General features: G+C 66.7%; 32 protein-coding genes. 18 read left to right on the top strand and 14 right to left on the bottom strand.

Going from position 1 to position 26,701, the window contains the following annotated elements; genetic code table 11:
- The first annotated feature begins 34 nt into the window (after positions 1-34).
- Positions 35-712 carry a potassium channel family protein gene (locus MJO58_RS09970; RefSeq protein ID WP_239722731.1) on the top strand — a complete coding sequence of 226 codons (678 nt, stop codon included), beginning with the start codon at positions 35-37 and terminating at the stop codon, positions 710-712.
- On the opposite strand, the gene MJO58_RS09965 is transcribed toward MJO58_RS09970, so the two are convergent.
- Both MJO58_RS09965 and MJO58_RS09960 read right to left on the bottom strand, forming a co-directional pair.
- Positions 709-1,389 (bottom strand): DUF3159 domain-containing protein, encoded by a 681-nt coding sequence (locus MJO58_RS09965; RefSeq protein WP_239722730.1) that lies wholly within the window; start codon positions 1,387-1,389, stop codon positions 709-711. The genes MJO58_RS09970 and MJO58_RS09965 overlap by 4 nt on opposite strands.
- On the bottom strand, positions 1,386-1,754 hold the full coding sequence (locus MJO58_RS09960; protein ID WP_036468284.1) for an OB-fold nucleic acid binding domain-containing protein: 369 nt from the start codon (positions 1,752-1,754) through the stop codon (positions 1,386-1,388). Before MJO58_RS09960 ends, MJO58_RS09965 begins: the two co-directional genes overlap by 4 nt.
- A 138-nt stretch (positions 1,755-1,892) precedes the next feature.
- Between MJO58_RS09960 and MJO58_RS09955 the strand changes: the two genes are divergently transcribed.
- Complete coding sequence (locus MJO58_RS09955; protein WP_090601331.1) at positions 1,893-2,591, top strand: hypothetical protein; 699 nt, start codon at positions 1,893-1,895, stop codon at positions 2,589-2,591.
- 57 nt (positions 2,592-2,648) lie between these two features.
- On the opposite strand, the gene MJO58_RS09950 is transcribed toward MJO58_RS09955, so the two are convergent.
- Together MJO58_RS09950 and dut are read right to left on the bottom strand one after the other, a co-directional pair.
- Entirely contained in the window at positions 2,649-3,428 is a 780-nt protein-coding gene (locus MJO58_RS09950) for a DUF3710 domain-containing protein (protein ID WP_090601330.1), read from the bottom strand.
- Positions 3,429-3,499: 71 nt separating this feature from the next.
- A complete protein-coding gene (gene dut / locus MJO58_RS09945; protein ID WP_090601329.1) occupies positions 3,500-3,952 on the bottom strand; it encodes a dUTP diphosphatase in 453 nt (150 codons plus the stop codon).
- 48 nt (positions 3,953-4,000) lie between these two features.
- Here dut and MJO58_RS09940 point away from each other — a divergent pair, with 48 nt between their 5' ends.
- Entirely contained in the window at positions 4,001-4,489 is a 489-nt protein-coding gene (locus MJO58_RS09940) for a DUF3093 domain-containing protein (protein WP_090601328.1), read from the top strand.
- A gap of 9 nt (positions 4,490-4,498) precedes the next feature.
- Here MJO58_RS09940 and MJO58_RS09935 read toward each other — a convergent pair whose 3' ends face one another.
- Positions 4,499-4,801: a DUF4193 domain-containing protein gene (locus MJO58_RS09935; RefSeq protein WP_036468275.1), complete on the bottom strand. Its 303-nt coding sequence runs from the start codon at positions 4,799-4,801 to the stop codon at positions 4,499-4,501.
- 182 nt (positions 4,802-4,983) lie between these two features.
- Here MJO58_RS09935 and cei point away from each other — a divergent pair, with 182 nt between their 5' ends.
- Positions 4,984-5,637, top strand: coding sequence for an envelope integrity protein Cei (cei, locus tag MJO58_RS09930; RefSeq protein WP_090601327.1), 654 nt, complete (start codon positions 4,984-4,986; stop codon positions 5,635-5,637).
- 1 nt (position 5,638) lies between these two features.
- Here the strand turns inward: cei and MJO58_RS09925 are convergent, their stop codons facing one another.
- Positions 5,639-6,529, bottom strand: coding sequence for an inositol monophosphatase family protein (locus tag MJO58_RS09925; protein ID WP_090601326.1), 891 nt, complete (start codon positions 6,527-6,529; stop codon positions 5,639-5,641).
- A gap of 126 nt (positions 6,530-6,655) precedes the next feature.
- Between MJO58_RS09925 and ppgK the strand changes: the two genes are divergently transcribed.
- The 4 genes from ppgK to MJO58_RS09905 all read left to right on the top strand — a co-directional run bounded on the left by ppgK (position 6,656) and on the right by MJO58_RS09905 (position 10,596).
- Positions 6,656-7,465: a polyphosphate--glucose phosphotransferase gene (gene ppgK, locus MJO58_RS09920; protein WP_090601325.1), complete on the top strand. Its 810-nt coding sequence runs from the start codon at positions 6,656-6,658 to the stop codon at positions 7,463-7,465.
- Between the two features lie 177 nt (positions 7,466-7,642).
- Entirely contained in the window at positions 7,643-9,163 is a 1,521-nt protein-coding gene (locus MJO58_RS09915) for an RNA polymerase sigma factor (protein ID WP_239722729.1), read from the top strand.
- Between the two features lie 69 nt (positions 9,164-9,232).
- Positions 9,233-10,093, top strand: a complete 861-nt coding sequence (locus tag MJO58_RS09910; protein WP_239722728.1) for a DUF8686 domain-containing protein — start codon at positions 9,233-9,235, stop codon at positions 10,091-10,093.
- Between the two features lie 68 nt (positions 10,094-10,161).
- A complete protein-coding gene (locus tag MJO58_RS09905) occupies positions 10,162-10,596 on the top strand; it encodes a RidA family protein (protein ID WP_239722727.1) in 435 nt (144 codons plus the stop codon).
- Here the strand turns inward: MJO58_RS09905 and MJO58_RS09900 are convergent.
- Entirely contained in the window at positions 10,524-10,907 is a 384-nt protein-coding gene (locus MJO58_RS09900; protein ID WP_239722726.1) for a DUF952 domain-containing protein, read from the bottom strand. The two genes, MJO58_RS09905 and MJO58_RS09900, sit on opposite strands and share 73 nt — an antisense overlap.
- A 137-nt stretch (positions 10,908-11,044) precedes the next feature.
- Here MJO58_RS09900 and MJO58_RS09895 point away from each other — a divergent pair, with 137 nt between their 5' ends.
- Together MJO58_RS09895 and MJO58_RS09890 are read left to right on the top strand one after the other, a co-directional pair.
- Positions 11,045-11,233: a DUF7455 domain-containing protein gene (locus MJO58_RS09895; RefSeq protein WP_090608725.1), complete on the top strand. Its 189-nt coding sequence runs from the start codon at positions 11,045-11,047 to the stop codon at positions 11,231-11,233.
- A gap of 66 nt (positions 11,234-11,299) precedes the next feature.
- Positions 11,300-12,304, top strand: coding sequence for a YihY/virulence factor BrkB family protein (locus tag MJO58_RS09890; RefSeq protein WP_239722725.1), 1,005 nt, complete (start codon positions 11,300-11,302; stop codon positions 12,302-12,304).
- On the opposite strand, the gene MJO58_RS09885 is transcribed toward MJO58_RS09890, so the two are convergent.
- Positions 12,305-12,544, bottom strand: a complete 240-nt coding sequence (locus tag MJO58_RS09885; RefSeq protein WP_096286390.1) for a DUF3039 domain-containing protein — start codon at positions 12,542-12,544, stop codon at positions 12,305-12,307.
- Between the two features lie 45 nt (positions 12,545-12,589).
- Between MJO58_RS09885 and MJO58_RS09880 the strand changes: the two genes are divergently transcribed.
- The 3 genes from MJO58_RS09880 (at position 12,590) to MJO58_RS09870 (ending at position 14,990) form a co-directional block, all read left to right on the top strand.
- Positions 12,590-13,051, top strand: coding sequence for a DUF3099 domain-containing protein (locus MJO58_RS09880; protein WP_239722724.1), 462 nt, complete (start codon positions 12,590-12,592; stop codon positions 13,049-13,051).
- Between the two features lie 149 nt (positions 13,052-13,200).
- Positions 13,201-14,163 (top strand): sigma-70 family RNA polymerase sigma factor SigB, encoded by a 963-nt coding sequence (sigB, locus tag MJO58_RS09875; protein ID WP_090601317.1) that lies wholly within the window; start codon positions 13,201-13,203, stop codon positions 14,161-14,163.
- Between the two features lie 137 nt (positions 14,164-14,300).
- Positions 14,301-14,990: an iron-dependent transcriptional repressor DtxR gene (locus tag MJO58_RS09870; RefSeq protein WP_090601316.1), complete on the top strand. Its 690-nt coding sequence runs from the start codon at positions 14,301-14,303 to the stop codon at positions 14,988-14,990.
- Positions 14,991-14,997: 7 nt separating this feature from the next.
- On the opposite strand, the gene MJO58_RS09865 is transcribed toward MJO58_RS09870, so the two are convergent.
- Positions 14,998-16,056, bottom strand: a complete 1,059-nt coding sequence (locus tag MJO58_RS09865; RefSeq protein WP_239722723.1) for a DUF4192 domain-containing protein — start codon at positions 16,054-16,056, stop codon at positions 14,998-15,000.
- Positions 16,057-16,169: 113 nt separating this feature from the next.
- On the opposite strand from MJO58_RS09865, the gene sthA reads away from it, so the two are divergent.
- Positions 16,170-17,576, top strand: a complete 1,407-nt coding sequence (gene sthA / locus MJO58_RS09860; protein ID WP_090608723.1) for a Si-specific NAD(P)(+) transhydrogenase — start codon at positions 16,170-16,172, stop codon at positions 17,574-17,576.
- Here the strand turns inward: sthA and MJO58_RS09855 are convergent, their stop codons facing one another.
- A complete protein-coding gene (locus MJO58_RS09855; RefSeq protein ID WP_239722722.1) occupies positions 17,577-18,386 on the bottom strand; it encodes a trypsin-like serine peptidase in 810 nt (269 codons plus the stop codon).
- Between the two features lie 205 nt (positions 18,387-18,591).
- Between MJO58_RS09855 and MJO58_RS09850 the strand changes: the two genes are divergently transcribed.
- Genes MJO58_RS09850 through MJO58_RS09840 form a run of 3 tightly spaced genes read left to right on the top strand, consistent with a single transcriptional unit; the run spans position 18,592 to position 21,354 of the window.
- Positions 18,592-19,566: a proteasome assembly chaperone family protein gene (locus MJO58_RS09850; RefSeq protein ID WP_090601313.1), complete on the top strand. Its 975-nt coding sequence runs from the start codon at positions 18,592-18,594 to the stop codon at positions 19,564-19,566.
- 35 nt (positions 19,567-19,601) lie between these two features.
- Positions 19,602-20,633, top strand: coding sequence for an alpha/beta fold hydrolase (locus MJO58_RS09845; protein ID WP_090608721.1), 1,032 nt, complete (start codon positions 19,602-19,604; stop codon positions 20,631-20,633).
- Between the two features lie 34 nt (positions 20,634-20,667).
- Positions 20,668-21,354 (top strand): PhzF family phenazine biosynthesis protein, encoded by a 687-nt coding sequence (locus MJO58_RS09840; protein WP_239722721.1) that lies wholly within the window; start codon positions 20,668-20,670, stop codon positions 21,352-21,354.
- Positions 21,355-21,357: 3 nt separating this feature from the next.
- Here MJO58_RS09840 and MJO58_RS09835 read toward each other — a convergent pair whose 3' ends face one another.
- From MJO58_RS09835 to MJO58_RS09825, 3 genes are all read right to left on the bottom strand, one after another.
- Positions 21,358-21,843 (bottom strand): peroxynitrite isomerase, encoded by a 486-nt coding sequence (locus tag MJO58_RS09835; protein ID WP_239722720.1) that lies wholly within the window; start codon positions 21,841-21,843, stop codon positions 21,358-21,360.
- A 5-nt stretch (positions 21,844-21,848) separates the two neighbouring features.
- On the bottom strand, positions 21,849-22,313 hold the full coding sequence (gene nrdR, locus MJO58_RS09830; RefSeq protein ID WP_090601310.1) for a transcriptional regulator NrdR: 465 nt from the start codon (positions 22,311-22,313) through the stop codon (positions 21,849-21,851).
- Between the two features lie 157 nt (positions 22,314-22,470).
- Positions 22,471-22,986 (bottom strand): LysM peptidoglycan-binding domain-containing protein, encoded by a 516-nt coding sequence (locus MJO58_RS09825; protein ID WP_090601309.1) that lies wholly within the window; start codon positions 22,984-22,986, stop codon positions 22,471-22,473.
- Between the two features lie 294 nt (positions 22,987-23,280).
- Here MJO58_RS09825 and lexA point away from each other — a divergent pair, with 294 nt between their 5' ends.
- The gene (lexA, locus tag MJO58_RS09820; RefSeq protein WP_090601308.1) at positions 23,281-23,982 is read left to right on the top strand and encodes a transcriptional repressor LexA; all 702 of its coding nucleotides are present in this window, start codon (positions 23,281-23,283) and stop codon (positions 23,980-23,982) included.
- Positions 23,983-24,000: 18 nt separating this feature from the next.
- Here lexA and MJO58_RS09815 read toward each other — a convergent pair whose 3' ends face one another.
- On the bottom strand, positions 24,001-26,367 hold the full coding sequence (locus MJO58_RS09815; protein WP_239722719.1) for an LGFP repeat-containing protein: 2,367 nt from the start codon (positions 26,365-26,367) through the stop codon (positions 24,001-24,003).
- Positions 26,368-26,701 lie beyond the last annotated feature (334 nt).

Below are 26,701 nucleotides of genomic sequence, written 5' to 3'. Positions count from 1 at the left end.
TGGCCGCCGGACCGCGACTTAAGGAGCGCCGCACATGAAGGTAGCTATCGCCGGGGCGGGGGCGGTCGGCCGCTCGGTCGCCCGCGAGCTGATCGAGAACAACCACGACATCACCCTGATCGAACGCAACCCCGACCACGTCGACGTCGACGCGATCCCGGCCGCGCACTGGCGTCTCGGCGACGCCTGCGAACTGAGCCTGCTGGAATCGGTCCACCTCGAGGATTTCGACGTGGTGGTCGCCGCGACCGGCGACGACAAAGCCAACGTTGTGCTGTCCCTGCTGGCCAAGACCGAGTTCGCGGTGCCCCGGGTGGTGGCCCGGGTCAACGACCCGCGCAACGAATGGCTGTTCACCGACGCCTGGGGTGTCGATGTGGCGGTGTCCACCCCGCGCATGCTGGCGTCGCTGATCGAAGAAGCCGTCGCCGTGGGCGATTTGGTGCGCCTGATGGAATTCCGCCGGGGTCAGGCCAACCTGGTCGAGATCACCCTGCCCGACGACACGCCCTGGGGCGGCAAGCCGGTCCGCCGGCTCGAGCTGCCCCGCGATGCCGCGCTGGTGACCATCCTGCGCGGGCCACGCGTGATCGTCCCGGAAGCCGACGAGCCACTGGAAGGCGGCGACGAGTTGCTCTTCGTCGCCGTCACCGAGGTCGAAGAGGACCTGCGTAAGCTGGTGCTGCCGGCGGCTGCGCCGCCCGAGAGCTAGTCGCCGACGGTGTCGGCGTCGATCGGCACGGCGGCCGGACCGACGGCATCGGCGCCGGCCATCGCGCGCTGCGCGGCCCTGATCGCCCCGTAGGTCACCACCGCGGCGGCCGCGGTCAGCGGCCAGCCCATCCCGAGGCGCGCCGCCGCCAGCCAGCCGGTCTGGTCGGCGTCGTAGAGCAGTCGCTGCACCACGAATCGGGCGGCGAAGACCAGCGTCCAGCACAGCGTGGCGATGTCGAACGCGTAGACGGCCCGGGACACCTCGCGCCAGGCGCGGTCGCGACCGGTGGCCCAGCTCCAGGCGTAGCCGACCAGCGGCCGGCGGATCACCACGGACACCGCGAAGACCACGGCCCACACCAGCGACATCCAGATGCCGAGCAGGAAGTACCCCTTGGAGGCTCCGACGACGTAGGCGATCAGCGCGCAGACCGCGACTCCGATGAACCCGGAGAAGGCCGGCTGCGTGGATTCGCGGCGAAGCAGCCGCCACACCAAGACGAGTGCGGCCAGTCCCAGCGCGACCCCGATCGCGGGCACCAGGCCCAGCAGGCTGGACGAGGCCACGAAGGCCACGACGGGCAGCGACGAGTAGACGAGACCGCTCACCCCGCCCAGCTGGCTCAGCAGGCGTTCTGGGTTGATGCGGCGAGACGTGTTGCCGGGCAGAGTCAACGCTGAATTTCGTAATGCGGGTTGTAGATGGCCTTGGTTCCGTTCTCCAGCTTGCCCATCCGGCCGCTCACCCGCAAAGTGCGTCCCGAATCGATGCCGGGGATCCGGCGCTGGCCCAACCAGACCAGGGTGACGGTGTCGCTGCCGTCGAACAGTTCGGCCTTCACGCCGCCCGCGCAACCCTTGCCGTTGCATTCCACGCTACGCAGCGTGCCCACCATCGTGACCTCTTGGCCGCGTTCGCAATCGATCGCGCGCTGCGCACCGGTGCTGGCGACCTCGTCGGACAACTCCTCGGAATCGCGTTGCTCCGGGTCCTCCGTCAACCGACGGGTGAGGCGGCGCAAATAACCTTGGGCCCCCATGGCCACTCCTGACAATTGGAGAAAAAGCTGCGGTGCTTTCATCTATGCCAACGGACACCGTAGACCTGTTGGTTCCCTTGCGCCAACCGAATCAAACGGTGATTTTGGAAGGTTCGGCGCGCCGGGCAGTATCGGGGCGTGGGTGTCGATCTGCGCGGTGTCACGGCGGTGCTGTTGCCTGGAACCGGGTCCGACGACGTTTACGTCGATCGGGCATTTTCCGGACCCTTGCGCAATGCCGGCGCGCGGCTCGTTTGCCCGCGGCCGCGGCCGGAAAGTTTGGTCGACGGCTACCTGTCCGCCTTGGACCAGGCCGCACGCGAAGGCCCCATCGCCGTAGGCGGAATCTCGATCGGTGCTGCCGTAGCGGCCGCCTGGGCACTGGCACACCCAGGCCAAACGGTCGCCGTGCTGGCCGCGCTGCCCGCCTGGGCGGGACCGCCGGGGTCGGCGCCGGCCGCGCTCGCCGCGCGGTATTCGGCGTCCCAGCTACGCACCGAGGGCCTGGCCGCCGCGACCGCGCAGATGCGAGCCTCGAGCCCGACCTGGCTGGCCGATGAGCTGACCCGGTCCTGGCTTGCCCAGTGGCCGCTGCTGCCCGACGCCATGGACGAAGCGGCCGCCTATGTCGCGCCCAGCTGTGACGAACTCAACACGCTCGCCGCGCCGCTCGGCGTGGCGGCCGCGGTCGACGATCCGATTCATCCCCTGCAGGCCGGTGTCGACTGGGTCGCCGCCGCGCCCCACGCAGCCCTGCGGACGGTGACGCTCGATCAGATCGGCGCGGACAGCGCCGCGCTCGGGGCCGCCTGCCTGGCGGCGCTGGCCGACACTTAGACATCGGCCAGACATCGGCCAGACATCGGCCAGACATCGGCCAGACGTCGGGCCGGGCTAGCCGCCGGTGGTGCGCAGCTGCTGCATGGCGGATCCGTCCGCGCTGCGGCGCGCCGCCGGCTCGTTGGGCGGCGCTGGCGCCTCGGCTTGTTCGGCGGCCTGCTGCGCCGCCTCGACCTGCTGCACGGCGGCCTGACGCAGTTGCTCGGCCATCGGCTCGGGAAGGTTCACGGCCAGCGGCGTGCGCACCGGCAGTGGGGTGTCGCCGCGGCGAACAACGGTGTCCGCCAACGCAGAACGCGCCTCCTGCTCGAGTGCCTCAATGGTTTCGTGCGGGCCGTTGATGACGCAGCGAATCATCCAGCGGTAGCCGTCGACCCCGATGAAGCGCACCACCCCGGACGCGGTACCGACCACCTCGCGGCCCCACGGGCCATCCTTGATGCTGACTTGGGCCGAGTCCTTGCGCAGCGAGTCGGCGAGCTCGCTGGCCACCTCGCGCCACAGGCCGCCCGTCTTGGGCGCGGCGTAAGCGGCGATCGTGAACCGGCCGTTGGGCGTGACGACCCACACCGCGCTCGGAACGCCGGTCTCGGTCAGCTCGACCTGCAGCTGGCCGGCTTCGGGCATCGGGATGAGCACCGAACCCAGATCGAGCCGGGCCAGCTCCGCGACCGACGGGTCGTCGAAGTCGTCGATATCGAACGGACCCTCCAGCTCGTCCTCGAACTCGTCGTCGACCGGGTCGGCAGCGACATTCCCTTCGGGCAAGTCGTCGCCGGCCGGCGCGGCGGAGGTGTCGTCGTCCTTGCCTGAACGTTTACCGAATGCAGCCATTGGCGCCGCTCCTCCTCATCGCTTCGTCCCCCGCGAGCGGGAGATACCCGCACTGCATCGTCGCCAGCGCATCACAGACTCGCATGTCCGCCGGAGGAACCGTGACCACCATCGCCACGGGATGTTTCGGCCAGCCCGGCCTCGTCGAACGACGCGACCTCGACCAGCTCGACTAACTCGACCCGCTGCACCAGCAACTGGGCGATGCGATCGCCGCGGTGCACCACGATCGGCTCGGCCGGGTCGAGATTGATCAGTGAAATCTTGACCTCGCCGCGATAGCCCGCGTCGATCGTACCTGGACTGTTGACGATCGAAAGTCCAACCCGCGCAGCCAATCCCGAGCGGGGGTGCACCAGGCCGACCATCCCGAACGGGACGGCGACCGCCAGACCGGTGCGGACCAGGGCGCGTTGCCCCGGGCCCAGCGTGACGTCTTCAGCGCTGAACAGATCAACCCCCGCGTCGCCGTCGTGGGCACGACTGGGCAGCGGCAGCTCGGGGTCGAGGCGGACGACTTTCACTTCAAGGCCAGACTGGTTGACACGGGGCCACAGACTACCCTTGACCGCGTGTCGAGTACGCGCGTCGCGCCGCACAGTGTGCGATATCGCGAGCGGCTGTGGGTCCCGTGGTGGTGGTGGCCACCGGCCTTCGCGCTGGCGACGTTGATCGCCGTCGAGGTCAATCTGGGTGTCAAGGCGCTCCCCGACTGGCTGCCGTTCGTGGTGCTGTACATCGTGGCGATCGGCGCGCTGCTGTGGCTGGGCCGCATCGAAATCCGGGTCACCGCCGGCCCAAGCGGCCCCGACGGTGTGGCACAGCTGTGGGCCGGGGAAGCCCACCTGCCGGTCACCGTGATCGCCCGGTCCGCGGAGATAGCGCCGACGGCGAAGTCGGCGGCGCTGGGACGTCAACTCGACCCCGCTGCGTACGTCCTGCATCGCGCATGGATCGGACCGATGGTGTTGCTGGTCCTCGATGACCCAGACGACCCGACGCCGTACTGGATGGTGAGCTGCCGTCACCCCGAGCGGGTGCTGTCGGCACTGACACGCTAGGTGCGGCTATCAGGCTGCGCAGTCGGTGCAGATCATCACGCCGTTCTTCTCGCTGGCAAGTCGACTGCGGTGTTGCACCAAAAAGCAGCTCGAGCAGGTGAACTCGTCGGCTTGTTTCGGAATGACCCGAACCGATAGCTCCTCTCCGGACAGGTCAGCGCCAGGCAGTTCGAAATTCTCGGCGGACTCGGATTCGTCCACGTCGACAACAGCCGACGCGGCCTCGTTCCGCCGTGCCTTGAGCTCCTCCAGCGAGTCCTCCGAAACGTCGTCCGTTTCGGTGCGCCGTGGAGCGTCATAGTCGGTAGGCATCGTCCAATCCCCTCACATGCCTGCGTTACCTCAAGCAACGCTTTGTACCAGCGTCGAACGCATCCACCAAACGATTCGTGCCCGGAAGGCGGTCGGATGGGTTGTGATTTACCTCACACCCCCGAATTGACCCTCGTATTTGTCTTCAAACAGTGGATTTAGTGTGCGGCTAGAGTGCAGCTGTGGTCGCACAAATCACCGAGGGTACAGCCTTCGACAAGCACGGTAGGCCGTTTCGGCGACGCAACCCCCGACCCGCGATTCTCGTGCTCGTTTTCCTGGTGTTAGTGACTGGCGTCGCGTGGACGGTGGCGCTGACGCGACCGGCGAAGGTTCGCGAGGCGCAAACGTGCAACCCGCCGCCGCAGCCGGCGAACGGATCGGCGCCGGCCCAGCTCGGCGAGCAAATGTCACGCAGTGCGATGGCCGACGTGCCGCCCGCCAAACTGGCCGATACCAAGGTGCGCGTGCTGAACGCCAGCGGCCGTGGCGGCCAGGCCGCCGACGTCGCCGGTGCGATGAAGGATCTGGGCTTCGCGCAGCCGACCGCGGCCAACGACCCGATCTACGCCGGCGCCCGGCTGAACTGCCAGAGCCAGATCCGGTTCGGGACGGCCGGTGGGGCCACCGCCGCCGCGGTGTGGCTGGTCGCCCCCTGCAGCGAGCTGTTCAACGACAACCGCGCCGACGACTCCGTCGACCTCGCGATCGGCACGGAATTCACGGCGCTGGCCCACAACGACGACATCGACTCGGTACTGGCCAGTCTGCGTCCCGGCGCCACCGGATCGTCAGATCCCTCGCTGTTGTCCAAGATTCACGCCAGCAGCTGCTGACTCAGTCGGCGATCGGCGCTAGGCCGTCGAATTTTTCCAGCGCCGCCAACAGCGCGTCGGCGATGCCGGGTGCGGCGGCCACCACCAGCCCGGCTTCCGATCCAGGCGGGCCGACCGGCCCGTCCGGCAGGGGCACCAACACCCGCGCCCCGGCCTCGGCCGCGATCAGCCCGCCCGCTGCGCGATCCCACACTTGCAGTCCGTGCTCGTAGTAGGCGTCCAGTCGCCCCGCCGCGACCATGCACAGGTCCAGGGCCGCGGACCCGACGCGGCGCACGTCCCGCACCAACGGCAGCATCTTCGCCAACAGCGCGGCCTGAGCGGTGCGGCGTCCGACCGAATACCCAAACCCGGTGCCCAACAAGGCCATCGACAGATCGTCGACGTCGGCACACCGCAGCGGATGCGCCCCCTGCGCGTCGATGACGTGTGCGCCGAGGCCTTGTGCCGCGGAATAGACCCGGCCCCCGACGACGTCGGCGACCGCGCCGGCCACCGACACGCCGTCGATCTGCGCCCCGACCGAGACCGCATAGGCGGGGATGCCGTAAACGAAATTCACCGTGCCGTCGATCGGGTCGAGCACCCAGGTGACCGTGTCGTCGGACGCTGCGTCGCGTTCGGTCGGCCCGCCGCCCTCCTCCCCGAGAATCGGTTCGCCAGGCCGTAATTCGGCCAACCGGTCGCGCAGCAGCCGTTCGGTCTCGGTGTCGACCACCGTGACCGGATCGGTCGGTGTGCTCTTGGACCGCACTACACCAGTGTCGGTCCCGCCGGTCCCGCCCGGGTGCGCGCCGAATACCTCGGCGCGGCGCGACCTGACGAACTCGGCGGCCTCGGCGGCCAGCGTTTCGGCTACTGCGCGCAGCTGCGCGGGCTCGGATCGCGTCACTGGTCCATCGCAACACAGTCGGCCACCGCGGCGCAGATCGGCGGCACCCCGCACGGATTGCCCGACCGCAATCGCAGCGACGCCAGCTAAGGTGTGAACGATCCCAAATCTCGCCAAGGAGATTCGATGACCAGCACCGACTCGGCCACGGATGCACCCGGTACCGAGGCAGCCTCCGGCACGCCGCAGCGTCGTGGATTCGGCATCGACGTCGGCGGCAGCGGAATCAAAGGCGGAATCGTCGACCTGGACACCGGACTGCTGATCGGCGACCGGGTCAAACTGCTGACGCCGCAACCCGCCACCCCGTCGGCCGTCGCCAACACCATCGCCAAGGTCGTCAACGAATTCGGCTGGACCGGTCCGCTCGGCGTGACCTACCCCGGTGTCGTCACCAACGGCATCGTCCAGACCGCCGCCAACGTGGACCGCGCCTGGATCGGGACCAACGCGCGCGAGGTGATCAGCGCCAAGTTGGACGGCCAGGAAGTCACGGTCCTCAACGATGCCGACGCGGCCGGGCTCGCCGAGGAGCGCTACGGCGCCGGCAAGGGCAATTCCGGACTGGTCGTGTTGCTCACCTTCGGAACCGGCATCGGATCGGCTTTGATCCACAACGGGAAGCTGATACCCAACACCGAATTCGGCCATCTCGAAGTCGGCGGCAAAGAGGCCGAGAAACGCGCGGCATCGTCGGTCAAAGACAAGAACAAGTGGAGCTACCGGCGGTGGACCAAAGAGGTGACCAGGGTGCTGATCGCCATCGAAAACGCGATCTGGCCCGACCTGATCATCGCCGGCGGTGGGATCAGCCGAAAGGCCGACGAATGGGTGCCGCTGCTCGAAAACCGCACCCCGGTGGTGGCCGCGGCATTGCTCAATACCGCCGGAATCGTGGGTGCCGCGATGGCCTCGACCGCGGACGTAACGCACTGAATTTTCCCCGCTAGGGCGGTACCAGCGCGCACTGTCGTTACAATGGTCCACGGCGGCCGCCCGACAGAAAGCGTGCGAGCAGTCACGCTGATACCAACGCCGACATTCGACATAGCAGACACTTTCGGTTAGCCATGCCCAAACCCACCGAAAGTGAGTCCAACCGAAGGGGTGTAAGTGGCAGCGACCAAGACCAGTCCGGCAACCGATGAGCCGGTGAAGCGCACCGCCACGAAGACTCCCGCCAAGCGGCCCGCGGCAAAGGCCGCCAACGGCTCCGCGCCGGCAAGACGCGCACCAAAGACCGCACCGCGGGCCACCAAGCCCGCCGACGACACCGAGGCGACCATCGAGAAGAAGCCCCGCACCCCCGCCAAGGCCGCCACGGGCAAGGCGCCGGCCGGACGCGGCACCAAGGCCGCAGCCAAAGACGCCGGCGACGACGAGAACGTCGAGGGCGTCGACGAGAGCGCCGAGGAACTCGACGGCGAGCCCGACCTCGAGGGCGAGGACCTCGACATCGAAGCCGACCTTGTCCTGGACGACCTCGAGGACGTCGTCGCCGACGACGGCGACGCTGATGCCCCTGACGGCGACACGGACGACGACGCCGAGGAAGTCGTTACCGTCGTGAAGCCGGCGGTGGCCAAGAAGCCGGCCGACGAGGACGAGGATATTTCCGAGCCGTCGGAAAAGGACAAGGCGTCCGGCGATTTCGTCTGGGACGAAGACGAATCCGAGGCGTTGCGGCAGGCGCGCAAGGACGCCGAACTCACCGCGTCCGCGGACTCGGTTCGCGCGTACCTCAAGCAAATCGGCAAGGTGGCACTGCTTAACGCCGAGGAAGAGGTCGAGCTCGCCAAGCGGATCGAAGCCGGTCTGTATGCCACGCAACTGATGGCCGAGCTGGTCGAACGCGGCGACAAACTACCCGCCGCCCAGCGCCGCGACATGATGTGGATCTGCCGGGACGGCGATCGCGCGAAAAACCATCTGCTGGAAGCCAACCTGCGACTGGTCGTCTCGCTGGCCAAGCGCTACACGGGCCGCGGCATGGCCTTCCTCGACCTGATCCAGGAAGGAAACCTCGGTCTGATCCGCGCGGTGGAGAAGTTCGACTACACCAAGGGATACAAGTTCTCCACCTACGCCACGTGGTGGATTCGGCAGGCGATCACCCGCGCGATGGCCGACCAGGCCCGCACCATCCGCATCCCGGTCCACATGGTCGAGGTGATCAACAAGCTGGGCCGCATTCAGCGCGAGCTGCTGCAGGATCTGGGCCGCGAGCCCACGCCTGAGGAACTGGCCAAGGAAATGGACATCACGCCGGAGAAGGTGCTGGAGATCCAGCAGTACGCGCGTGAGCCCATCTCGCTCGACCAGACCATCGGCGATGAGGGCGACAGCCAGCTCGGCGACTTCATCGAGGACAGCGAAGCGGTCGTGGCCGTCGACGCGGTGTCGTTCACGTTGCTGCAAGACCAGTTACAGTCGGTGCTCGAGACGCTCTCGGAGCGTGAGGCCGGCGTAGTACGGCTGCGCTTCGGGCTCACCGACGGCCAGCCGCGCACTCTGGACGAGATCGGCCAGGTTTACGGCGTGACTCGTGAGCGCATTCGCCAGATCGAGTCGAAGACGATGTCAAAGCTGCGTCACCCCAGCCGTTCTCAGGTCCTGCGCGACTACCTCGACTAGCCCTTAGCTGTTCAGCCGGCGTTCAAGTGTCGACCCGCTCGGCTGGGTCCACTCGTTTAGGGTGTGGACGTGGCGGTGGGCAAGGACTTCAAAAATGTTCCCGCGGTGCACAACCGGCGTCCGCTCTTACTGCTCGCCGTAGCCACGTTCCTGGCCGTCCTGACAATCACGGCGGTGTCCTACGAAAAGGCGGGCCACGCGACGGGCGTCAATGGCGACCCGAACCTGAGCGACGGCATCCGCATACATGCCGACATCCAAAAGATCAGTCCCACCGATGACCAGTTGGTGGTCGGGCTGCAATTCGAGCCGCGAGGCCGCTTCGCGCAGGACGTCGTGTTCTTGGCCAAGAACGTGCGGGTCGTCGCGGTCGGAGGCGCGGGCTTGGTTGACGAATCGTTTGCCGCGGGCGGGCTGATGACATCGCAAACGCTGCCCGTCGCGCTCGAAACCGGCGACATCAGCCAGTACCCATTCGACCGATACACATCGCTTTTCAGCGTGCGCATCCTGACCACCGACGGCGCCCCGGTCCCGACGGTGCTGCTGGCCGGCGGGTCGGTGCACGGCTACAGCATCGGCATCGGCAATCCCCCGCGGGAGCCGAACGAGGGCAACGACCTGACGATCAGCGTGGGACGCGCGCCTTCGACATGGATCTTCGCGGTATTCATCATCTTGCTGATGTGGACGTTGACGATCCTGGCAATGCTGCTCGTAGCCAATCAGATTCGTAGCAATCGACCGATCGACGGCACACTCATCTCATTCCTCGGCGTTCTTCTGTTTTCGTTTTCGGCAGTGCGCAACTCGATGCCCAACGCGCCTGCCGTTGGCGCGCTCACCGACTACCTGTCCTTCTTCTGGTGTGAGTTGATACTGGGACTCTGCGTGGTCGCGATGCTCATAGTCCGCATCCGCCGCAACTGAATCGCTTGCCCGGTAGGTATTTTCGCGATCATAACGGCGCGACTTCGCGCGCGGGCTACGGTGGCCTCATGACAGCCACACGTAAGCTCGTCTCGTCAGGATCCGATTTCGAAGCGGCGGTGGGTTATTCGCGTGCGGTGCGAGTAGGTCCCTATGTGGCGGTCGCCGGCACCACCGGCATCGGGTCCGCGGATGACATCGCCGCGCAAGCCCAAGAAGCCTTGCGCCGCATCGAGATTGCACTGCGCGAGGCCGGCGCCTCGCTGACCGATGTGGTCCGCACCCGGATCTACGTCACCGACATTTCCCGGTGGCGCGAGGTCGCGGCGGTGCACGCACGGGTCTTCGGGGAGATAAAGCCGGCGGCGACCATGGTCGAAGTCTCGGCGCTGATCGCGCCCGAACTGCTGGTGGAGATCGAGGCCGACGCCTACCTGGAGCCCTCGGACGCGTCCCCAGGCCCCGCGATCGGCGCGAACGTGCCGTCGTCGGCCGGCGGGTAGGCGGTGACCCGCGCCACAGCCGCGACGGGCAGTGGTCCGTATAGATGCGGGAACAGCATCGCCTCCGGATCCGTTGGCACACCTGGCTCCCACCGCACGGGCGCGTCCAGCAACGCGGGGTCGATGTGCAGCAGCACCAAATCCTGGCGACCGCGGAAGAGCCGGTTGGCCGGCAGATGGACCTGCTCGGGCGCCGAGAGGTGAATGAACTCGGCACCCGCGGCGGTGTCGGGGCGGATTTCTCCCCGGCTCCGCGCGTCGGACCAGTCATCGGCTCCGCACAGGTGTACAAGCAGGTCAGGACCGAACATCACAGTCGTTAACCCTAGAAGAACCCACGAAACCAAACGTTTACAGCCCGTGAGAAACGACACACCCGATAACGATCGGGGAACAACGCAAAAACGCCGAACGTCTGAGACAGTGAATGAACGAGAAGGAGAAGCCAATGAACGCAACTCTGACGACAACCGCCGAGCTGACTAGAGCTGACCGCTGCGACCGCTGCGGTGCCGCGGCTCGCGTACGCGCCAAGCTGCCTTCGGGAGCCGAACTTCTCTTCTGCCAGCATCACGCTAACGAGCACGAGGCAAAGCTTGTCGAACTCGCCGCGGTGCTGGAGGTCAGCGGAAGCTAGGTCCGGCGAAACTCGCCCGTTCACAATGTGAGGTGTGGGCGAGCTGATCGGTAATGCTGGACCGGTATGAGCGATCAGACCGTAAGGCCGTCACGCCATCACGTTTGGCGAATCGCGTTGAGGACCCTCGGAAAAAGCTGGGACGACTCCATCTTTGCCGAGTCCGCGCAGGCGGGCTTTTGGTCAGCACTCTCGACGCCACCACTGCTGTTGGGAATGCTGGGCAGTCTGGCCTATGTGGCTCCGCTGTTCGGGCCGGACGCGTTGCCCAGCATCGAGAAGAGTGCGATTTCGGCGGCCCATAGTCTGTTCTCGTCCAGCGTCGTCAACGAGATCATCGAGCCCACCGTTCGTGACATCACCGCGCACGCCCGCGGTGAGGTGGTCTCGCTCGGCTTCCTGCTGTCGTTGTGGGCGGGGTCGTCGGCGATCTCGGCCTTCGTCGATTCCGTGGTCGAGGCGCACGACCAGACACCGTTGCGCCATCCGGTGCGCCAGCGGCTGTTCGCGCTGTTCCTCTACGTGGTGGGGCTGGTGTGCGCGGTCGTGGCCGCGCCGGTCCTCGTGGTGGGTCCGCGCACGGTGGCCGAACACATCCCCGACGCCCTGGCCAACGTGCTGCGCTACGGCTACTACCCGGCACTGATCCTCGGGCTGATCCTGGGCGTCGTCATTTTGTACCGGGTGTCACTGCCGGAACCCCTGCCGACGCATCGCCTGCTCTACGGCGCCGTCCTGGCCACCGCCGTATTCGTGATCGCGACGCTGGGCCTGCGGATCTACCTGCGCTGGATCACCAGCACGGGCTACACCTACGGCGCGCTGTCCACGCCGATCGCGTTCCTGTTGTTCGCCTTCTTCGGCGGTTTCGCGATCATGCTCGGCGCCGAACTCAATGCCGCGATCCAGGAGGAATTCCCCGCGCCCCGCACGCACGCCCACCGGCTGCGCAACTGGTTGTTTTCGCGTTCGCCCGCACTCAAACGGACGGCGGAGGCGCTGTCGAATCCGATGACGACAAATCCGGCGACCCAGGACCGCTCCGGCGAGCCGGCCGAGCGGCCGACCTGATCAGCCCTTCTTGAGCTGCTCGTAGATCTTCTTGCAATCGGGGCAGACCGGTGAGCCCGGCTTGGCCGCCCGCGTCACGGGAAAAACCTCACCGCACAACGCGACTACGTGGTTACCCATGACCGCGCTCTCGGCGATCTTGTCCTTCTTGACGTAATGGAAGTACTTGGGGGTGTCGCTGCCGGTCCCGTCGTCGACGCGTTCGTCGGTGTCGGTGCGTTCGATGGTCTGGGTCTGCATACCTGACATTGTGCCTGCCGAGGCGCCCTGACCGGAATCGGCCGGATGTGGGACAGTGGAGGAATGAAGCGCGGCCCGGATTTGGGGTTCGATGACGACGGCCGGCCGGTGCTGATTACCGCCGCCGAACCTTCGTATGAAGAACAGCATCGCGCCCGGGTGCGTAAGTATCTGACGCTGATGGCTTTCCGCATTCCTGCGCTGCTGCTGGCCGCTTTCGCCTATGGCGCCTGGCACAACGGACTGATCTCGCTGGCGATCGTGGCGGCGTCCATCCCGTTGCCCTGGATGGCGGTGCTGATCGCCAATGATCGGCCGCCTCGCGCCAAGGACGAGCCTCGGCGGTTCGACGATGCGGCGCGGCGCACTCCGTTGTTCCCGACGGCCGAGCGACCGGCACTCGAGGCGCGGCGACCCGCACAGCCGCAACCGGGTTCGCCGGGCGCGGAATACCACCCGGGCCGTGACCACCACCCGGATCACGGCTACGGCGCCGGTTCCGGTTGACCGGGTTCCGAGCACTCTTCTCAGGACATTCTCAGGTCGTCGGCACATTTGTGCACGTCAAAGCGTGTGAGATGACGGCGGCGCGGGAACTCTCAAGGCTGATCTGTCGTTTAACACCATGACAGCTACAAGCCAATCGGGAGGCCGCCATGGCGAATGCCATCACAGGCAGGATCGACACCAGCGATCTTGATGCTCAGAGCCCTGCAGCGGACCTCGTGCGCGTATATCTGAACGGCATCGGGAAGACGGCGTTGCTGACCGCCGCCGACGAAGTCGAACTGGCGAAGCGCATCGAGGCCGGACTGTATGCCGAGCATCTGCTCGCGACGCGGAAGCGTCTCGGCGAGAACCGCAAACGCGATCTTGCCGTCGTCGTACGTGATGGCCAGGCGGCACGTCGTCACCTGCTGGAAGCGAACCTGCGCCTGGTGGTCTCACTGGCCAAGCGCTACACCGGCCGCGGGATGCCGTTGCTCGACCTGATTCAGGAGGGCAACCTCGGACTGATCCGCGCGATGGAAAAATTCGACTACACAAAGGGATTCAAGTTCTCGACGTACGCCACGTGGTGGATCCGTCAGGCCATCACCCGGGGGATGGCCGACCAGAGCCGCACTATCCGGCTGCCTGTTCACCTCGTTGAGCAGGTCAACAAACTGGCCCGGATCAAGCGGGAGATGCACCAGAACCTGGGCCGGGAAGCCACCGACGAGGAACTGGCCACCGAGTCCGGAATCCCGGTCGAGAAGATCAACGATCTGCTCGAGCACAGCCGCGACCCGGTAAGCCTGGACATGCCCGTCGGATCCGAAGAAGAAGCGCCGCTGGGCGATTTCATCGAGGACGCCGAAGCGATGTCCGCGGAGAACGCGGTGATCGCCGAGTTGCTGCACACCGACATCCGCAGTGTGCTGGCGACTCTCGACGAGCGCGAACACCAGGTGATCCGGCTGCGTTTCGGGCTCGACGACGGCCAGCCGCGAACGCTGGATCAGATCGGCAAGCTGTTCGGTCTGTCCCGTGAGCGGGTCCGTCAGATCGAGCGCGACGTGATGGCCAAGCTGCGCAACGGCGAGCGCGCCGATCGGCTGCGCTCGTACGCGAGCTGAGGCACCCCACCCCGCCAGGTAGCGCCGACAGTATGCCCGCCGCGAAATCGCGGCGGGCATACTTGCTTGCCGAGGGGAAGCGTTAAGCCCATTTCGGCAGCTGGCCAAGTAGACTCGGCGTCAATGGAGGGTGCTGAATGAACGACCTGGTTGATACCACCGAGATGTACCTGCGGACCATCTACGACCTCGAGGAAGAGGGCGTAACGCCGCTGCGCGCCAGGATCGCCGAACGGCTCGACCAGAGCGGTCCGACCGTCAGCCAGACCGTCTCCCGGATGGAGCGCGACGGACTGCTCCACGTGGCCGGTGATCGGCACCTGGAACTCACCGACAAGGGCCGGGCCCTGGCCGTCGCCGTGATGCGCAAGCACCGGCTCGCCGAGCGGCTGCTCGTCGACGTCATCGGGCTCCCGTGGGAAGAAGTGCACGCCGAGGCGTGCCGGTGGGAGCACGTGATGAGCGAGGACGTCGAGCGTCGGCTGGTCAAAGTGCTCAACAATCCCACCACCTCCCCGTTCGGCAACCCGATTCCCGGTTTGCTGGACCTCGGCGTGGGCCCCAATTCCGGCGCCGAGGACGTCAATCTGGTCCGGCTGACCGAGTTGCCGGCGGGATCGCCGGTCGCAGTCGTCGTCCGCCAGCTCACCGAGCATGTTCAGGGTGACATCGATCTGATCGCACGCCTCAAAGACGCCGGTGTGGTGCCGAATGCGCGCGTCACCGTGGAAACCGGACCCGCCGGGGTCACCATCCTGATACCCGGACACGAGAACGTCACCCTGCCGCACGAGATGGCGCACGCCGTCAAGGTCGAAAAAGTCTGACTCGCCGCTACCCCGCACAGCGGCCGGATGCCCGCCGCGGCGGTAGCCGCACCCCGAGCCGCTTAGCCAGCCGGTAGCCGGTCGCCGCGAGTTCGCGGATCTGTTCCGGCCGCAGACCCGACTGCAACGCCGTATCGAGCATGCCCGCCATCCGATGGTCCGGATCGCAGCGCAGCGCCGCCTCCAGCGAGACTCCCGCCAGGGGACCATCCCCGCGGACGTAGGCGCTGAACGCCAGCAACACCAGCGCTTCGACCCGCCACGGCGCGGGCAGGATGCGTGCCAATGACGCCCACAACGTCTCGACATCGGCGGCCTTCTCGCCCACCGCGAGGGCGTACAACGTGTCGCGCACCTGCGCGTCGTCCAGCGCGCAGCCCAGCGCCGCCAGCTCGTCGTCGGTCAGCGAGCGCCCGCCCGCCACCCGAGCGGCCGCGGCCATCGCGCGTTCCACGTCGCGACGGCAGCAGCCCGCGGGATCGGCGCGATGCGCCGCCGCGCGGGTGGCTGCCTGCTCGTCCAGCAGGCCGGCCAGCGCGGCGCTGCGGGCCGCATCCTCGACGGCCATCACGGCCAGCAGGTCGGCGCGACGCGAATACAGCCGCCGACCTTCCAGCACGGCGGCAGCGGCCAGGGGTGACGCGGACGGATCCTCGACCGCGCCGCTCGCGCCGCACTCGTCCACGCAATGCCAGCGCCCGCCACGGGCCACCCGATCCACCACATGCGCCGCCAACAGGTCAATGTTGTTCTCCGACAACACTTCTGCGAGCATCGCACACAGCTGCCGGTACTCCTCGTTGCATTGCGGGCAGCCGGCGCCCTCGTCGTTGACGATCACTGCGATCACCGCCTCGGGCGACGCCGCGGCGGTGACCTCGGCCAGATGCCCGATCCGGCCGACGAGCTCGTCGGAGAGGTCGACGCGCAGCACGGCGCCGAGCTCGCCGCGTTCCAACGACACCAAGACCAATGAATTCTCTGGAACGAAGCCGAGAACGGCCGGTAGCGCGGCGATCAGTGCGCCGGGGCGGTTCAGTTCAAAATCGGGTGTATGCCGTGTCATGAGGCCCAACGCTGCTGACCGCCACCGTCAGACCGCGCTCGCGCAACGCAATTGAGCCATCGTCTGTGGAGAAAGTCTCGACTGTGGGCTCTATCGTCTATCTCATGGGATCGATGCAGGAATACGACATGGTCGTGATCGGCTCGGGGCCGGGTGGCCAGAAGGCCGCCATCGCCTCGGCCAAACTCGGCAAATCGGTGGCGATCATCGAACGCGGCCAGATGCTGGGTGGCGTGTGCGTGCAAACCGGCACGATCCCGTCAAAGACGTTGCGCGAAGCGGTGCTCTACCTCACCGGCATGAGCCAGCGCGAACTCTACGGCGCAAGCTACCGCGTGAAGGAAAAGATCACTCCGGCCGACCTGCTGGCCCGCACCCAGCACGTGATCGGCAAGGAAGTCGACGTCGTCCGTAATCAACTGATGCGCAACCGGATCGACCTGCTGATCGGGCACGGACGATTCATCGACCCGCACACCGTCGAGGTCGAAGACCCGTCCCGGCGCGAAAAGCTAACCATCAGTGGTAAATACATCGTGATCGCGACCGGAACCCGGCCGGCCCGCCCGTCCGGCGTCGAGTTCGACGAAGACCGCGTACTCGACTCCGACGGGATCCTCGATCTCAAGACGCTGCCCACCTCGATGGTGGTGGTCGGCGCCGGGGTGATCGGTATCGAGTACGCGTCGATGTTCGCCGCGCTGGGCACCAAGGTCACCGTCGTCGAAAAGCGCGGCGACATGTTGGACTTCTGCGATCCCGAGGTCATCGAGGCGCTGAAGTTCCACCTGCGCGACCTGGCGGTGACGTTCCGGTTCGGTGAGGAAGTGACCGCGGTCGACGTCGGCTCGGCCGGCACCGTCACCACGCTGGCCAGTGGCAAGCAGATTCCCGCCGAGACGGTGATGTATTCCGCCGGGCGGCAGGGGCAGACCGACCACCTCGATCTGCACAACGCGGAGCTCGAGGCCGACAACCGCGGCCGGATCTTCGTCGACGACTTCTTCCAGACCAAGGTGCCCCACATCTACGCCGTCGGCGACGTCATCGGCTTCCCGGCCCTGGCCGCGACCTCGATGGAGCAGGGCCGCCTGGCCGCCTACCACGCATTCGGGGAAGCGTGCGACGGCATCACCGATCTGCAGCCGATCGGCATCTACTCGATTCCGGAGGTCTCCTACGTCGGCGCCACCGAGGTGGAACTGACCAAGGACGCGATCCCCTACGAGGTGGGCATGGCCCGCTACCGGGAGCTGGCCCGCGGCCAGATCGCCGGCGACTCCTACGGCATGCTCAAGCTCCTGGTGTCCACCGAAGACCTCAAGTTGCTCGGGGTGCACATCTTCGGCACCAGCGCGACCGAGATGGTGCATATCGGTCAGGCCGTGATGGGGTGCGGGGGCACCGTCGAATACCTGGTCGACGCGGTGTTCAACTACCCGACGTTCTCCGAGGCGTACAAGGTGGCGGCGCTGGACGTGATGAACAAGGTGCGCGCGCTCAACCAGTTCCGCCGCTGACTAGCAGGTGTCGTCCAAGTCGACCGGGATCGGATCACCCGGGCCGCCGGCTTCCGCGCGGGTCAGAAGCTGGGCGATGTGATCGTCGAAGGGCGCGGAGTAGGACACGTTCTCGGCGCATCCCCCGCGTTCGAGTCCACCGATCAGCCCGACGACCGTCGTGCCGCTGACCCAGGGTGCGCCGCTGGTGCCGCCGACGAGTCCCTGACACACCAATGAGGGATATCCACCGTCGGTGACCGCCGTGCTGCCCTGACAGCCGATCGGCGAGCCGCCCACGCCGGAGGGATAGCCCACCACGGTGACGCGGCTACTGGGCGGCGGGGCGGTGCCCAGGGTCAGCGCCAAGCCGGCCCGCGCCTCCACCGAACCACCATGGTCGCTGTTGACCCGTGCGATCGCGTAGTCGGCGTGCGGGTCCTTGCTAGCAACCCAGCGTGGATCCAGGTAGACGTTGTCGGCCGTCCAGAGATCGGGCGGTACCGCATCCCCGGACAGACCGGGGACGAAGGTGATCTGGGTAGCCCCGGCCAGGCAGTGCGCGGCGGTCAGCACCAGGTTGCCGGCCGCGGAATGCAGCACCGAGCCCGTGCACACGTGCTGGGCGCTGCCGTCCAGGAAGATCGCTCCCACGCGCCGGTCGGGATCCACGGGGGCCGCAACCGCGCCCGGCTCGGGCTGGCTGAGTCGCTGTACCGTCTTGGTCGGTTTCGGTGCCTGACTGGTGGTGGGCAACGACACATGCAGCACCGGGCGCCCGCACGACGCCAGGCCGACCAGTGGGCATAGCAGCAACATCCGGACGCGCATCGATGCCCATCATGCCCGACCAGAGGGTTGGAAGCGGAATTCGACGCTTGGCGCCGCGGTTGTAGATTTGCTGAAAGACACCGATCCGGGCGGAATTGTTCCATCCGGATTACGTTCAAGCGTCATCCCGTTTCGATTAAGGGTGCCTGTTGATTCGGGCGACACTGGTTAGGGCACCCTGGAGCAACCCCCGGGAGGAGGCACGATGTCTAACGAGCGGAACGACGACGATCTCTACTACCAGCCAGGGCAACCCGGCATGTATGAGCTGGAGTTCCCGGCGCCTCAGTTGGTGACGTCGGACGGTCGCGGCCCGGTGCTGGTACACGCTTTGGAGGGCTTCTCGGACGCCGGTCACGCGATCCGGCTGGCCGCTACCCACCTGAAGGAGGCCCTGGACACCGAGCTGGTCGCATCCTTCGCGATCGACGAACTGCTGGACTACCGCTCGCGCCGTCCGCTGATGACCTTCAAGACCGACCATTTCACCAACTACGACGACCCGGAGCTAAGCCTGTACGCCCTGCGTGACAGCGTCGGCACGCCGTTTCTGCTGCTCGCCGGGATGGAACCGGACCTCAAATGGGAGCGCTTCATCACCGCGGTGCGGCTGCTGGCCGAACGGCTGGGCGTGCGGCAGACCATCGGCCTGGGCACCGTCCCGATGGCGGTCCCGCATACCCGGCCCATCACGCTGACCGCCCACTCCAACAACCGCGAGTTGATCACCGATTTCCAGCCGTGGATCTCGGAGATCCAGGTCCCAGGCAGCGCCTCGAACCTGCTGGAATACCGGTTGGCGCAGCACGGGCATGAGGTGGTCGGTTTCACGGTCCACGTTCCGCACTACCTGACGCAGACCGACTACCCCGCCGCCGCCCAAGCGCTGCTCGAGCAGGTCGCCAAGACCGGGTCGCTGGACCTCCCGCTGTCGGCGCTGACCGAGGCAGCGGCCGAGATCCGGGGCAAGATCGACGAGCAGGTCGAGGCGAGCGCCGAGGTCGCTCAAGTGGTGGCCGCACTCGAGCGCCAGTACGATGCGTTCATCGACGCTCAGGAAAACAGGTCGTTACTAACGCGCGACGAGGACCTTCCCAGCGGCGACGAACTTGGTGCCGAGTTCGAGCGATTCCTAGCCCAACAGGCGGAGAAGAAGCGCGACGACGACGACCCGGCTTAACCGCCCCCAGGGGCGCGACAACAAGGGTGGGCGAGATGACTGAGCGGAAGCGCAAGAGCAATCTTCGTCCAGTGCGCGAAGTCACGACTCCCAGACTCGAATTCCGCACCATCCACGGTTACAAGCGTGCATTCCGTATCGCCGGCTCCGGGCCGGCAATTCTGTTGATTCACGGCATCGGTGACAATTCCACGACGTGGAATACCGTGCAGGCCAAGCTCGCTCAGCGCTTCACGGTGATCGCCCCCGATCTGCTGGGGCACGGGCAATCCGACAAACCCCGCGCGGACTACTCGGTGGCCGGCTACGCCAACGGAATGCGCGACCTGCTGTCCGTGCTCGATATCGAACGCGTGACGATCGTCGGTCACTCCCTCGGCGGCGGGGTGGCGATGCAATTCGCTTACCAGTTCCCACATTTGGTCGAGCGGCTCATCCTGGTCGCCGCGGGCGGTGTCACCAAGGACGTCAACGTCGCCTTCCGGCTGGCCTCGCTGCCGATCGGGACGGAGGCCCTGGCGCTGCTGCGGCTGCCCCTGGTGTTACCGGCAGTCCAGGTGGCGGGGCGGCTCGCGGGCCTGGCAATCGGATCGACCGGCCTGGGCCGCGATCTCCCGAACGTGTTACGCATCCTGGACGACTTGCCGGAACCGACGGCCTCGTCCGCCTTCAGCCGGACACTGCGGGCCGTGGTGGACTGGCGCGGGCAGATCGTCACGTTCCTGGACCGATGTTATTTGACCGAGGCCATCCCCGTGCAGATCGTCTGGGGCACCAAGGATGTGGTGGTCCCCGTCCGCCATGCCTGGATGGCACACGCCGCGATGCCCGGCTCGCGCCTGGAGATCTTCCAGGGCTCCGGCCACTTCCCGTTCCACGAAGACCCGGCCCGTTTCATCGACGTCGTGCAGCGGTTCATCGACACCACGGCGCCCGCCGAATACGACCAAGCCGCGTTACGCGAACTGCTGCGCACCGGCAGGGCCGAAGCCGCGGTCACGGGTTCGGCCGACACCCGCGTCGCCGTGCTCAACGCGATGGGTTCCGATGAGCGCAGCGCGACTTAGACAATTCGGTTGACCCGGCCCGTACAGTCGGGCCATGGGCATCGACGTGACGGTGTTGCGCGTCTTCACCGACCGGGACGGCAACTTCGGTAATCCGTTGGGCGTCGTCGACGCCAGTCAGGTCCCGGCCCCCGATCGCCAGCAGCTGGCCACCCGATTGGGTTACAGCGAAACGGTATTCATCGATCTACCGGCAGCCAGAGCAACCACGGCGCATGCCACGATCTATACGCCACGCACCGAGATTCCGTTCGCTGGGCACCCGTCCGTCGGAGCGTCGTGGTGGCTGCGCGCGAACGGTATGCCGGTCAACGCGCTCGCGGTGCCGGCCGGCATCGTGCAGGTGCACTACGAGGGTGACCTGGTGGGTGTGCACGCCCGCCCGGAATGGGGCCCGGGGTTGCTCTTTCACGAATTCGAGTCCGTTGACCAGGTTCTCGCGGCCAACCCCAGCGAGTTTTCCGACGACACCGCGCACTACCTGTGGGCCTGGATCGATCAATCCGCCGGGACACTGCGTTCCCGGATGTTCGTCGCGAATCTCGGTGTGCCAGAAGACGAAGCGACCGGCTCGGCAGCCATGCGGATCACCGACCATCTCTGCCGCGACCTGAGCATCATCCAGGGCAAGGGATCGATGCTGGAAACCGGGTGGAGTCCCGAGGGCTGGACCCGGGTCGCCGGCCGCGTCGTCAACGACGGTGTGACACAACTTGATTGAGATTCAGCACCTGCGCTGCAGCTGCGCAGACAGATGATGCTGCAAGGGTTGGCCGACCGCACCCATCCGCACCGAGTAGGAAAGCTGGTCGCCGTCGATCCGCAAGGTTCGACCGAGCGCGGAAACCTCTTTGGCGGTCGGGGTCAAACCAACCGACGTGGTGGCCAATTCGATTTCGATGACGCCGCCGGTCACCCGGTAGGTCCCGACCTCGATTTCGGTCACACCGCTGGGGTGGGCCAGCACCATCTCGACGTGACCGGGCTGCGGCACCCGAAGGTAGCCGGTCTCGGCATGCATCGGCTTCCCGTCGGCGGTACCTTTGGTCTTTTGCGCGTAGGCCAGAAACGGTTTGCCCACATGGGAAAACACGATTTCCTCGAGATACTCGAAGGGCTGGATCGTCGGATACTCGCCCGAACCGCGGCCGGCCCAGGTGCCGAGCAGCGGCGCGAGCGCCTCGAGATCGGGATGCACGTCCGGGGACATCGGGGTCAGCTCGGTGTCGATACTTTGCGGTGCTTGCGAAGCGCGGCGATCTCGCGCTCAAAATCGTCGGCCGACGAAAAGGACCGGTATACCGAGGCGAAGCGCAGATAGGCCACCTCGTCCAGGTCACGCAACGGGCCGAGGATCGCCAAGCCGACTTCGTGACTGGGAATCTCCGGCGAGCCGGCGGCACGCACCGTGTCTTCGACCTGCTGGGCGAGCAGATTCAGCGCGTCCTCGTCCACCTGGCGGCCCTGGCAGGCGCGGCGCACGCCTTTGATGACCTTTTCGCGACTGAACGGCTCGGTGACACCGCTGCGTTTGACGACGGCCAGGACCGCGGTTTCTACGGTGGTGAACCGTCGCCCGCATTCCGGGCAGGACCGGCGGCGCCGAATGGCTTGGCCTTCATCGGTTTCCCGGGAGTCGATCACCCGGGAGTCGGGATGGCGGCAGAACGGGCAATGCATGACCGCTCCTTCGCTGGGCCGGCGTCTCGGAAGAACACTCCGAGCGTACCCGTGCGCTCCCCCCGGCGGGCCAACGTAGCCACAACGCACCCGCGATCACCGACGGGAGGGCCGAGGAGCCTTGGCGTACAGGGGCTTTCGCGATATGCGGCTGCGGTCAGCCGACCGGCGCGATCAGCGTCTGACCGGCGGCCAGCGCCGGAGAGCTCAGGTTGTTGAGTTCGCGGATGCGGTCGGCGACCTGGCGGGCCGGCGCTTCCGGCGCGACCCGGTGCGCCACATCCTGAAGTGATTCGCCCGGCTCGACCTGCACGACCGACAGCCGGTCCGGAACGGGAGCGGCCGCGGCGCCGGAGTCGCCGTTGGCGATCTGACCGAGATTCGCGATGAGCCCCAGCCAGAGCGTGATAACTCCGGCCATCAGGGCCAGACCGACCGTCGTCCCCAGCGTGACCGGGCGGCGGCGATGCGGTGCTTGCGACATCGACACGCCGGTACCGCGGTAGCGCATCGGCGCTCCGGCCGGCCGCGCCGGCACGGACCGACGCGACCGCAGCACGCGCTCCTGCTCGTAGCGAAGCCGTGCGACGTCATAGCGAGGCCGTGCGACCAGCCCATCGCTGGGGCGCCGCATGTTGCTGGTCCGCGGTGAGACTGTGTGCATAAGCGTCATGGTGCGTTCCTCCGGTCGTCTAAATCCTCGCTCGTGTGTTCGACACTATCGCTCGTGTGTTCGAAATCCGAACATTTGAGCGAAGCGTGTCGCACGAGCAAAACGCTAGACCACGCCACCGACAACTGCTGCCGGTCGCTATCCCTGCCATGGAGCACAGATACCCGGTGTACGCAAAAGTTACACACGTGTGATTCAGCCGTTCTAGGGACTTTAGCCACCATGTGAATGGCCATGACACGCCAGTCGAACACATGTTTGATTCTTGGGTTCAAGGGGGCTACATTCAGTGCCATGAGCGACAGCAACGACACCTCGGCGGCCGGTCCAGACGGCCGCCTGCATCCCGTGGATTCATCGCTTACCCAGCGGCAACGCACCATCTTGAATGTTATCCGGGAGTCGGTGACCACCCGTGGCTACCCGCCGAGCATCAGGGAGATCGGTGACGCGGTCGGCCTGACGTCTACCTCTTCGGTGGCCCACCAACTGCGCACCCTCGAACGCAAGGGATATCTGCGCCGGGACCCGAACCGCCCCCGGGCCGTCGATGTCCGCGGCGCCGACGAGGCGGTGGCATCCGCGCCGGCCACCGAGGTCGCCGGGTCCGACGCGTTGCCGGAACCCGCGTTCGTCCCCGTGCTCGGGCGCATCGCGGCCGGTGGACCGATCCTGGCCGAGGAAGCCGTCGAGGACGTCTTCCCGCTCCCCCGCGAGCTGGTCGGCGAGGGCACGCTGTTCTTACTCAAGGTGGTCGGCGACTCCATGGTCGAAGCCGCGATCTGCGACGGCGACTGGGTGGTGGTGCGGCAGCAGAATGTCGCCGACAACGGCGACATCGTCGCCGCCATGCTCGACGGTGAGGCAACCGTCAAGACGTTCAAGCGCGCGGGCGGTCAGGTGTGGCTGATGCCGCACAACCCGGCGTTCGATCCCATACCCGGTAATGAGGCGACCGTGCTCGGCAAGGTCGTGACGGTGATCCGCAAGGTATAGGCGCCGGTAGCTACGGCGTCAGTCGGCTTTCGTAAAGCCGTTGAGCAGTGCGGCTTCCTCGCTGGACAGCCAGATCTCGGCGAGCGTGTCGTGGTAGAGGTCGCTGTCCGGCGTGTAGTACAGGCCAAAGCGCGCACTCGCCTTGATCGGGTAGCCGTCGGGTATCTGATACGGGTCTTCCAAGGGCAGGTGGATCGTGGGGCGCCCGGCCGGACTTAATGCCCCGATCGCCGCGACCGGCACCAGGTCCGCCTCGTCGTCGGCATCCGCGGCTGCGTGCCGCCCCGCCGCTCTCGGCGCGACGCCGGACGCAGCACCGAGCGCGGCCGCAAGACTCGCTGCGGGCCCACCCGCCGCTGCCCCACCGGCGGCGGCAGCACCGGACGCGGCACCGCCGGCGCCGGCAAGATCCGGCGGGGTGTGCGGGACGGCGACATCGGGGTAGCGGGCCTCTTCCTCGTCGGCGCGCGGGTAGCCCGCCTCCGGGTAAGCGGCGTCCTCGTCGAGGAGTTCGGGATAACCGGCCTCGGGATAGCCGCCTTCCGGCGGATAGCCGGCTTCCGGCAGATAGCCGGCTTCCGGCAGATAGGCGGCTTCCGGGCCGGCCGCGTCGGCGTACTCGTCGTCCACGACGACGTCCGGGTACGCGCGTTCGGGCACGTCGGGACTATCCGGATAGCCGGCTTCCGGCAGCTCATCGCCGTAGCCGGCGTCGGATAGATCGTCGGCCGACACGACGGGGATGGAATCGGTGTCGACCGAGTCGGGATCCCGCTCGTCGACCGCTAACTCATCCCATTCCTCCTCGGTCAAGGGATGCGACGGCTCGTCATACCCACCGTCTTCGTCCATTTCGGCAGTTTCTGGTGAGTGCGGCCACCTGGCCAGCAGCGCGTGTTCGTCGTCGCGGTGATCCGGTTCGTGCGTGTCGGTGAACGCCATGTGCTCGGGCGAGCCGTCGGCGTAGTCGGGACCCCAGTGCGGCTCGCCCGTGTCCTGGTAGCCGCCGACGTCGACGTCGCGCTCCAGGTCGTAGGGTGCGGTGTTGCGACCGGCGCGGTGCCGGCGCCAACGCAACGCCACGAACACCGCCAGCAGCACCAGAATCACCAGCGGAACCAGGGCGAACAGGTACCACCAGCTCCAGGTGAACCACTTCTTGGCGTGCGCAGGCAGCGCCGAACCGCTCGGCTGGTTCTGCCCCGACACCTGCAGGCCGGACAGCAGCGGAGCCAGGTTGGCCGGGTCCGTGGAGAAGGTGTTCTTCGCGCGGTTCCAGGAGATCTTGCCGCCGGTGAACTTCTGCGAGATCACGTCGCCGTCGACGGTCTGATCGCCGACCGGCGCGCCCAGCTTTCCGGTGGGACCACGCAGCTTGTCCCAGGCGGCCTTCATGGCCCCCCGCACGACGAAGGCGCCGTGGTCAGAGGTCCAGAAGATGACCGGCTTGTCGGCCCCGGAGAAGGTGGCGATTCGGCTGTTGGGACTGACGCCGCCGTCGGACTCGTTGGCGGTCGGGAAACCCAGGTCGCTATTGACCGGCCCGCCGACCGACTCGTACTTCGCCAGGATGTCGCTTTCGAGGGCGCTCGCACCGGTCGCCGGGCTGAAGAACACCTTGCCGCCGGCGAAGTTCTGGACAATGCCGTCACCGCCGATGGGATTCGGACCGCCCTGCTTGGCGCCCAGCGGACCGTTGACGCCGCCGGCCGCGCGCCAGGCCATATTGATGGCCGCGGTGGGATCGATCGCTACCTGCAAGCCCTTGAGCTGCTCGGCCAAATTCGCCGGCTCGGTAGTGAATTCCTTGGTTTTGCGATTCCAGGAGATCTGGCCGCCGCTGAACTTCTGCGAGGACACTTCCCCGTCGTAGGTCTCATCTCCGACCGGGGCGCCGAGGACACCGCCGGAGCTGCCGAGCTTGTCCCAGGCGGCGTTCAGGGCGCCGCGCACGACGAACGCGCCGTGATCGGGCGTCCAGTAGATCACCGGCTTGTCGCTGGCCGAGAACGTCGCCACTCGACTGTCCGGGCCCGCCAGTCCGGGCACCTCGTTGATGGTCGGAAAGCCCAGATCGCCGCCGGCCGCACCGCCCAGCATGTCGTACTTTTCCAGGATCGGCCCGTAGATGAATTTCGCGCCGGTGGCGGTGGTGAAGAAGAACTTGCCGCCGTCGAAATCGCACGCGAAGCCGTCGGCGACGGGGTAGACGTCGCCCTTGCGGGGACCGAGCGGAGAGGTGTCGCCGCCGGCCTTGCTCCACTCGGCCATGATTGCGGCTTCGGCGTCACCGATCGGAGAGGCTGACACGGTAGGTGCCAGCAGCACGATGGCCAACGCTGTGGTCGCCACGCTGACGAGCGCCCGACCAGCGAGCCTGCGCACGTGACCTCTCTTCCCGTTCACCACGCCTCCCAGCCGACGGATATGCCCTTTTGTATGGCCATGCCCGTACCCTGCGGCCCCTGCGAGCGGTTGGTGCCCCAAACGCGGGTGACGAACCCCACCGAGCTCGTATTATCGCCGGGCTCGCATAACTTTGCTCCAGCGAACAAGAAATACGAAGGCAATTCGCGAATATTACGAAAACGGAGACCGCTCCGATGTCGAAATGATGCAGGACGACGATCGAGTCGCGACCGATCCGGCCTCAAGACACGCCGACGCCCGGTGATTACGCGCTCCGCGTCGCCAATGCACATGCGCCGACCGCACTTGA

The sequence above is a fragment of the Mycobacterium lentiflavum genome, assembly GCF_022374895.2.
Taxonomy (GTDB): domain Bacteria; phylum Actinomycetota; class Actinomycetes; order Mycobacteriales; family Mycobacteriaceae; genus Mycobacterium; species Mycobacterium lentiflavum.
The sequence above is the reverse complement of the archived record's forward strand: the minus strand, read 5'-3'. Positions and strand labels throughout refer to the sequence as shown.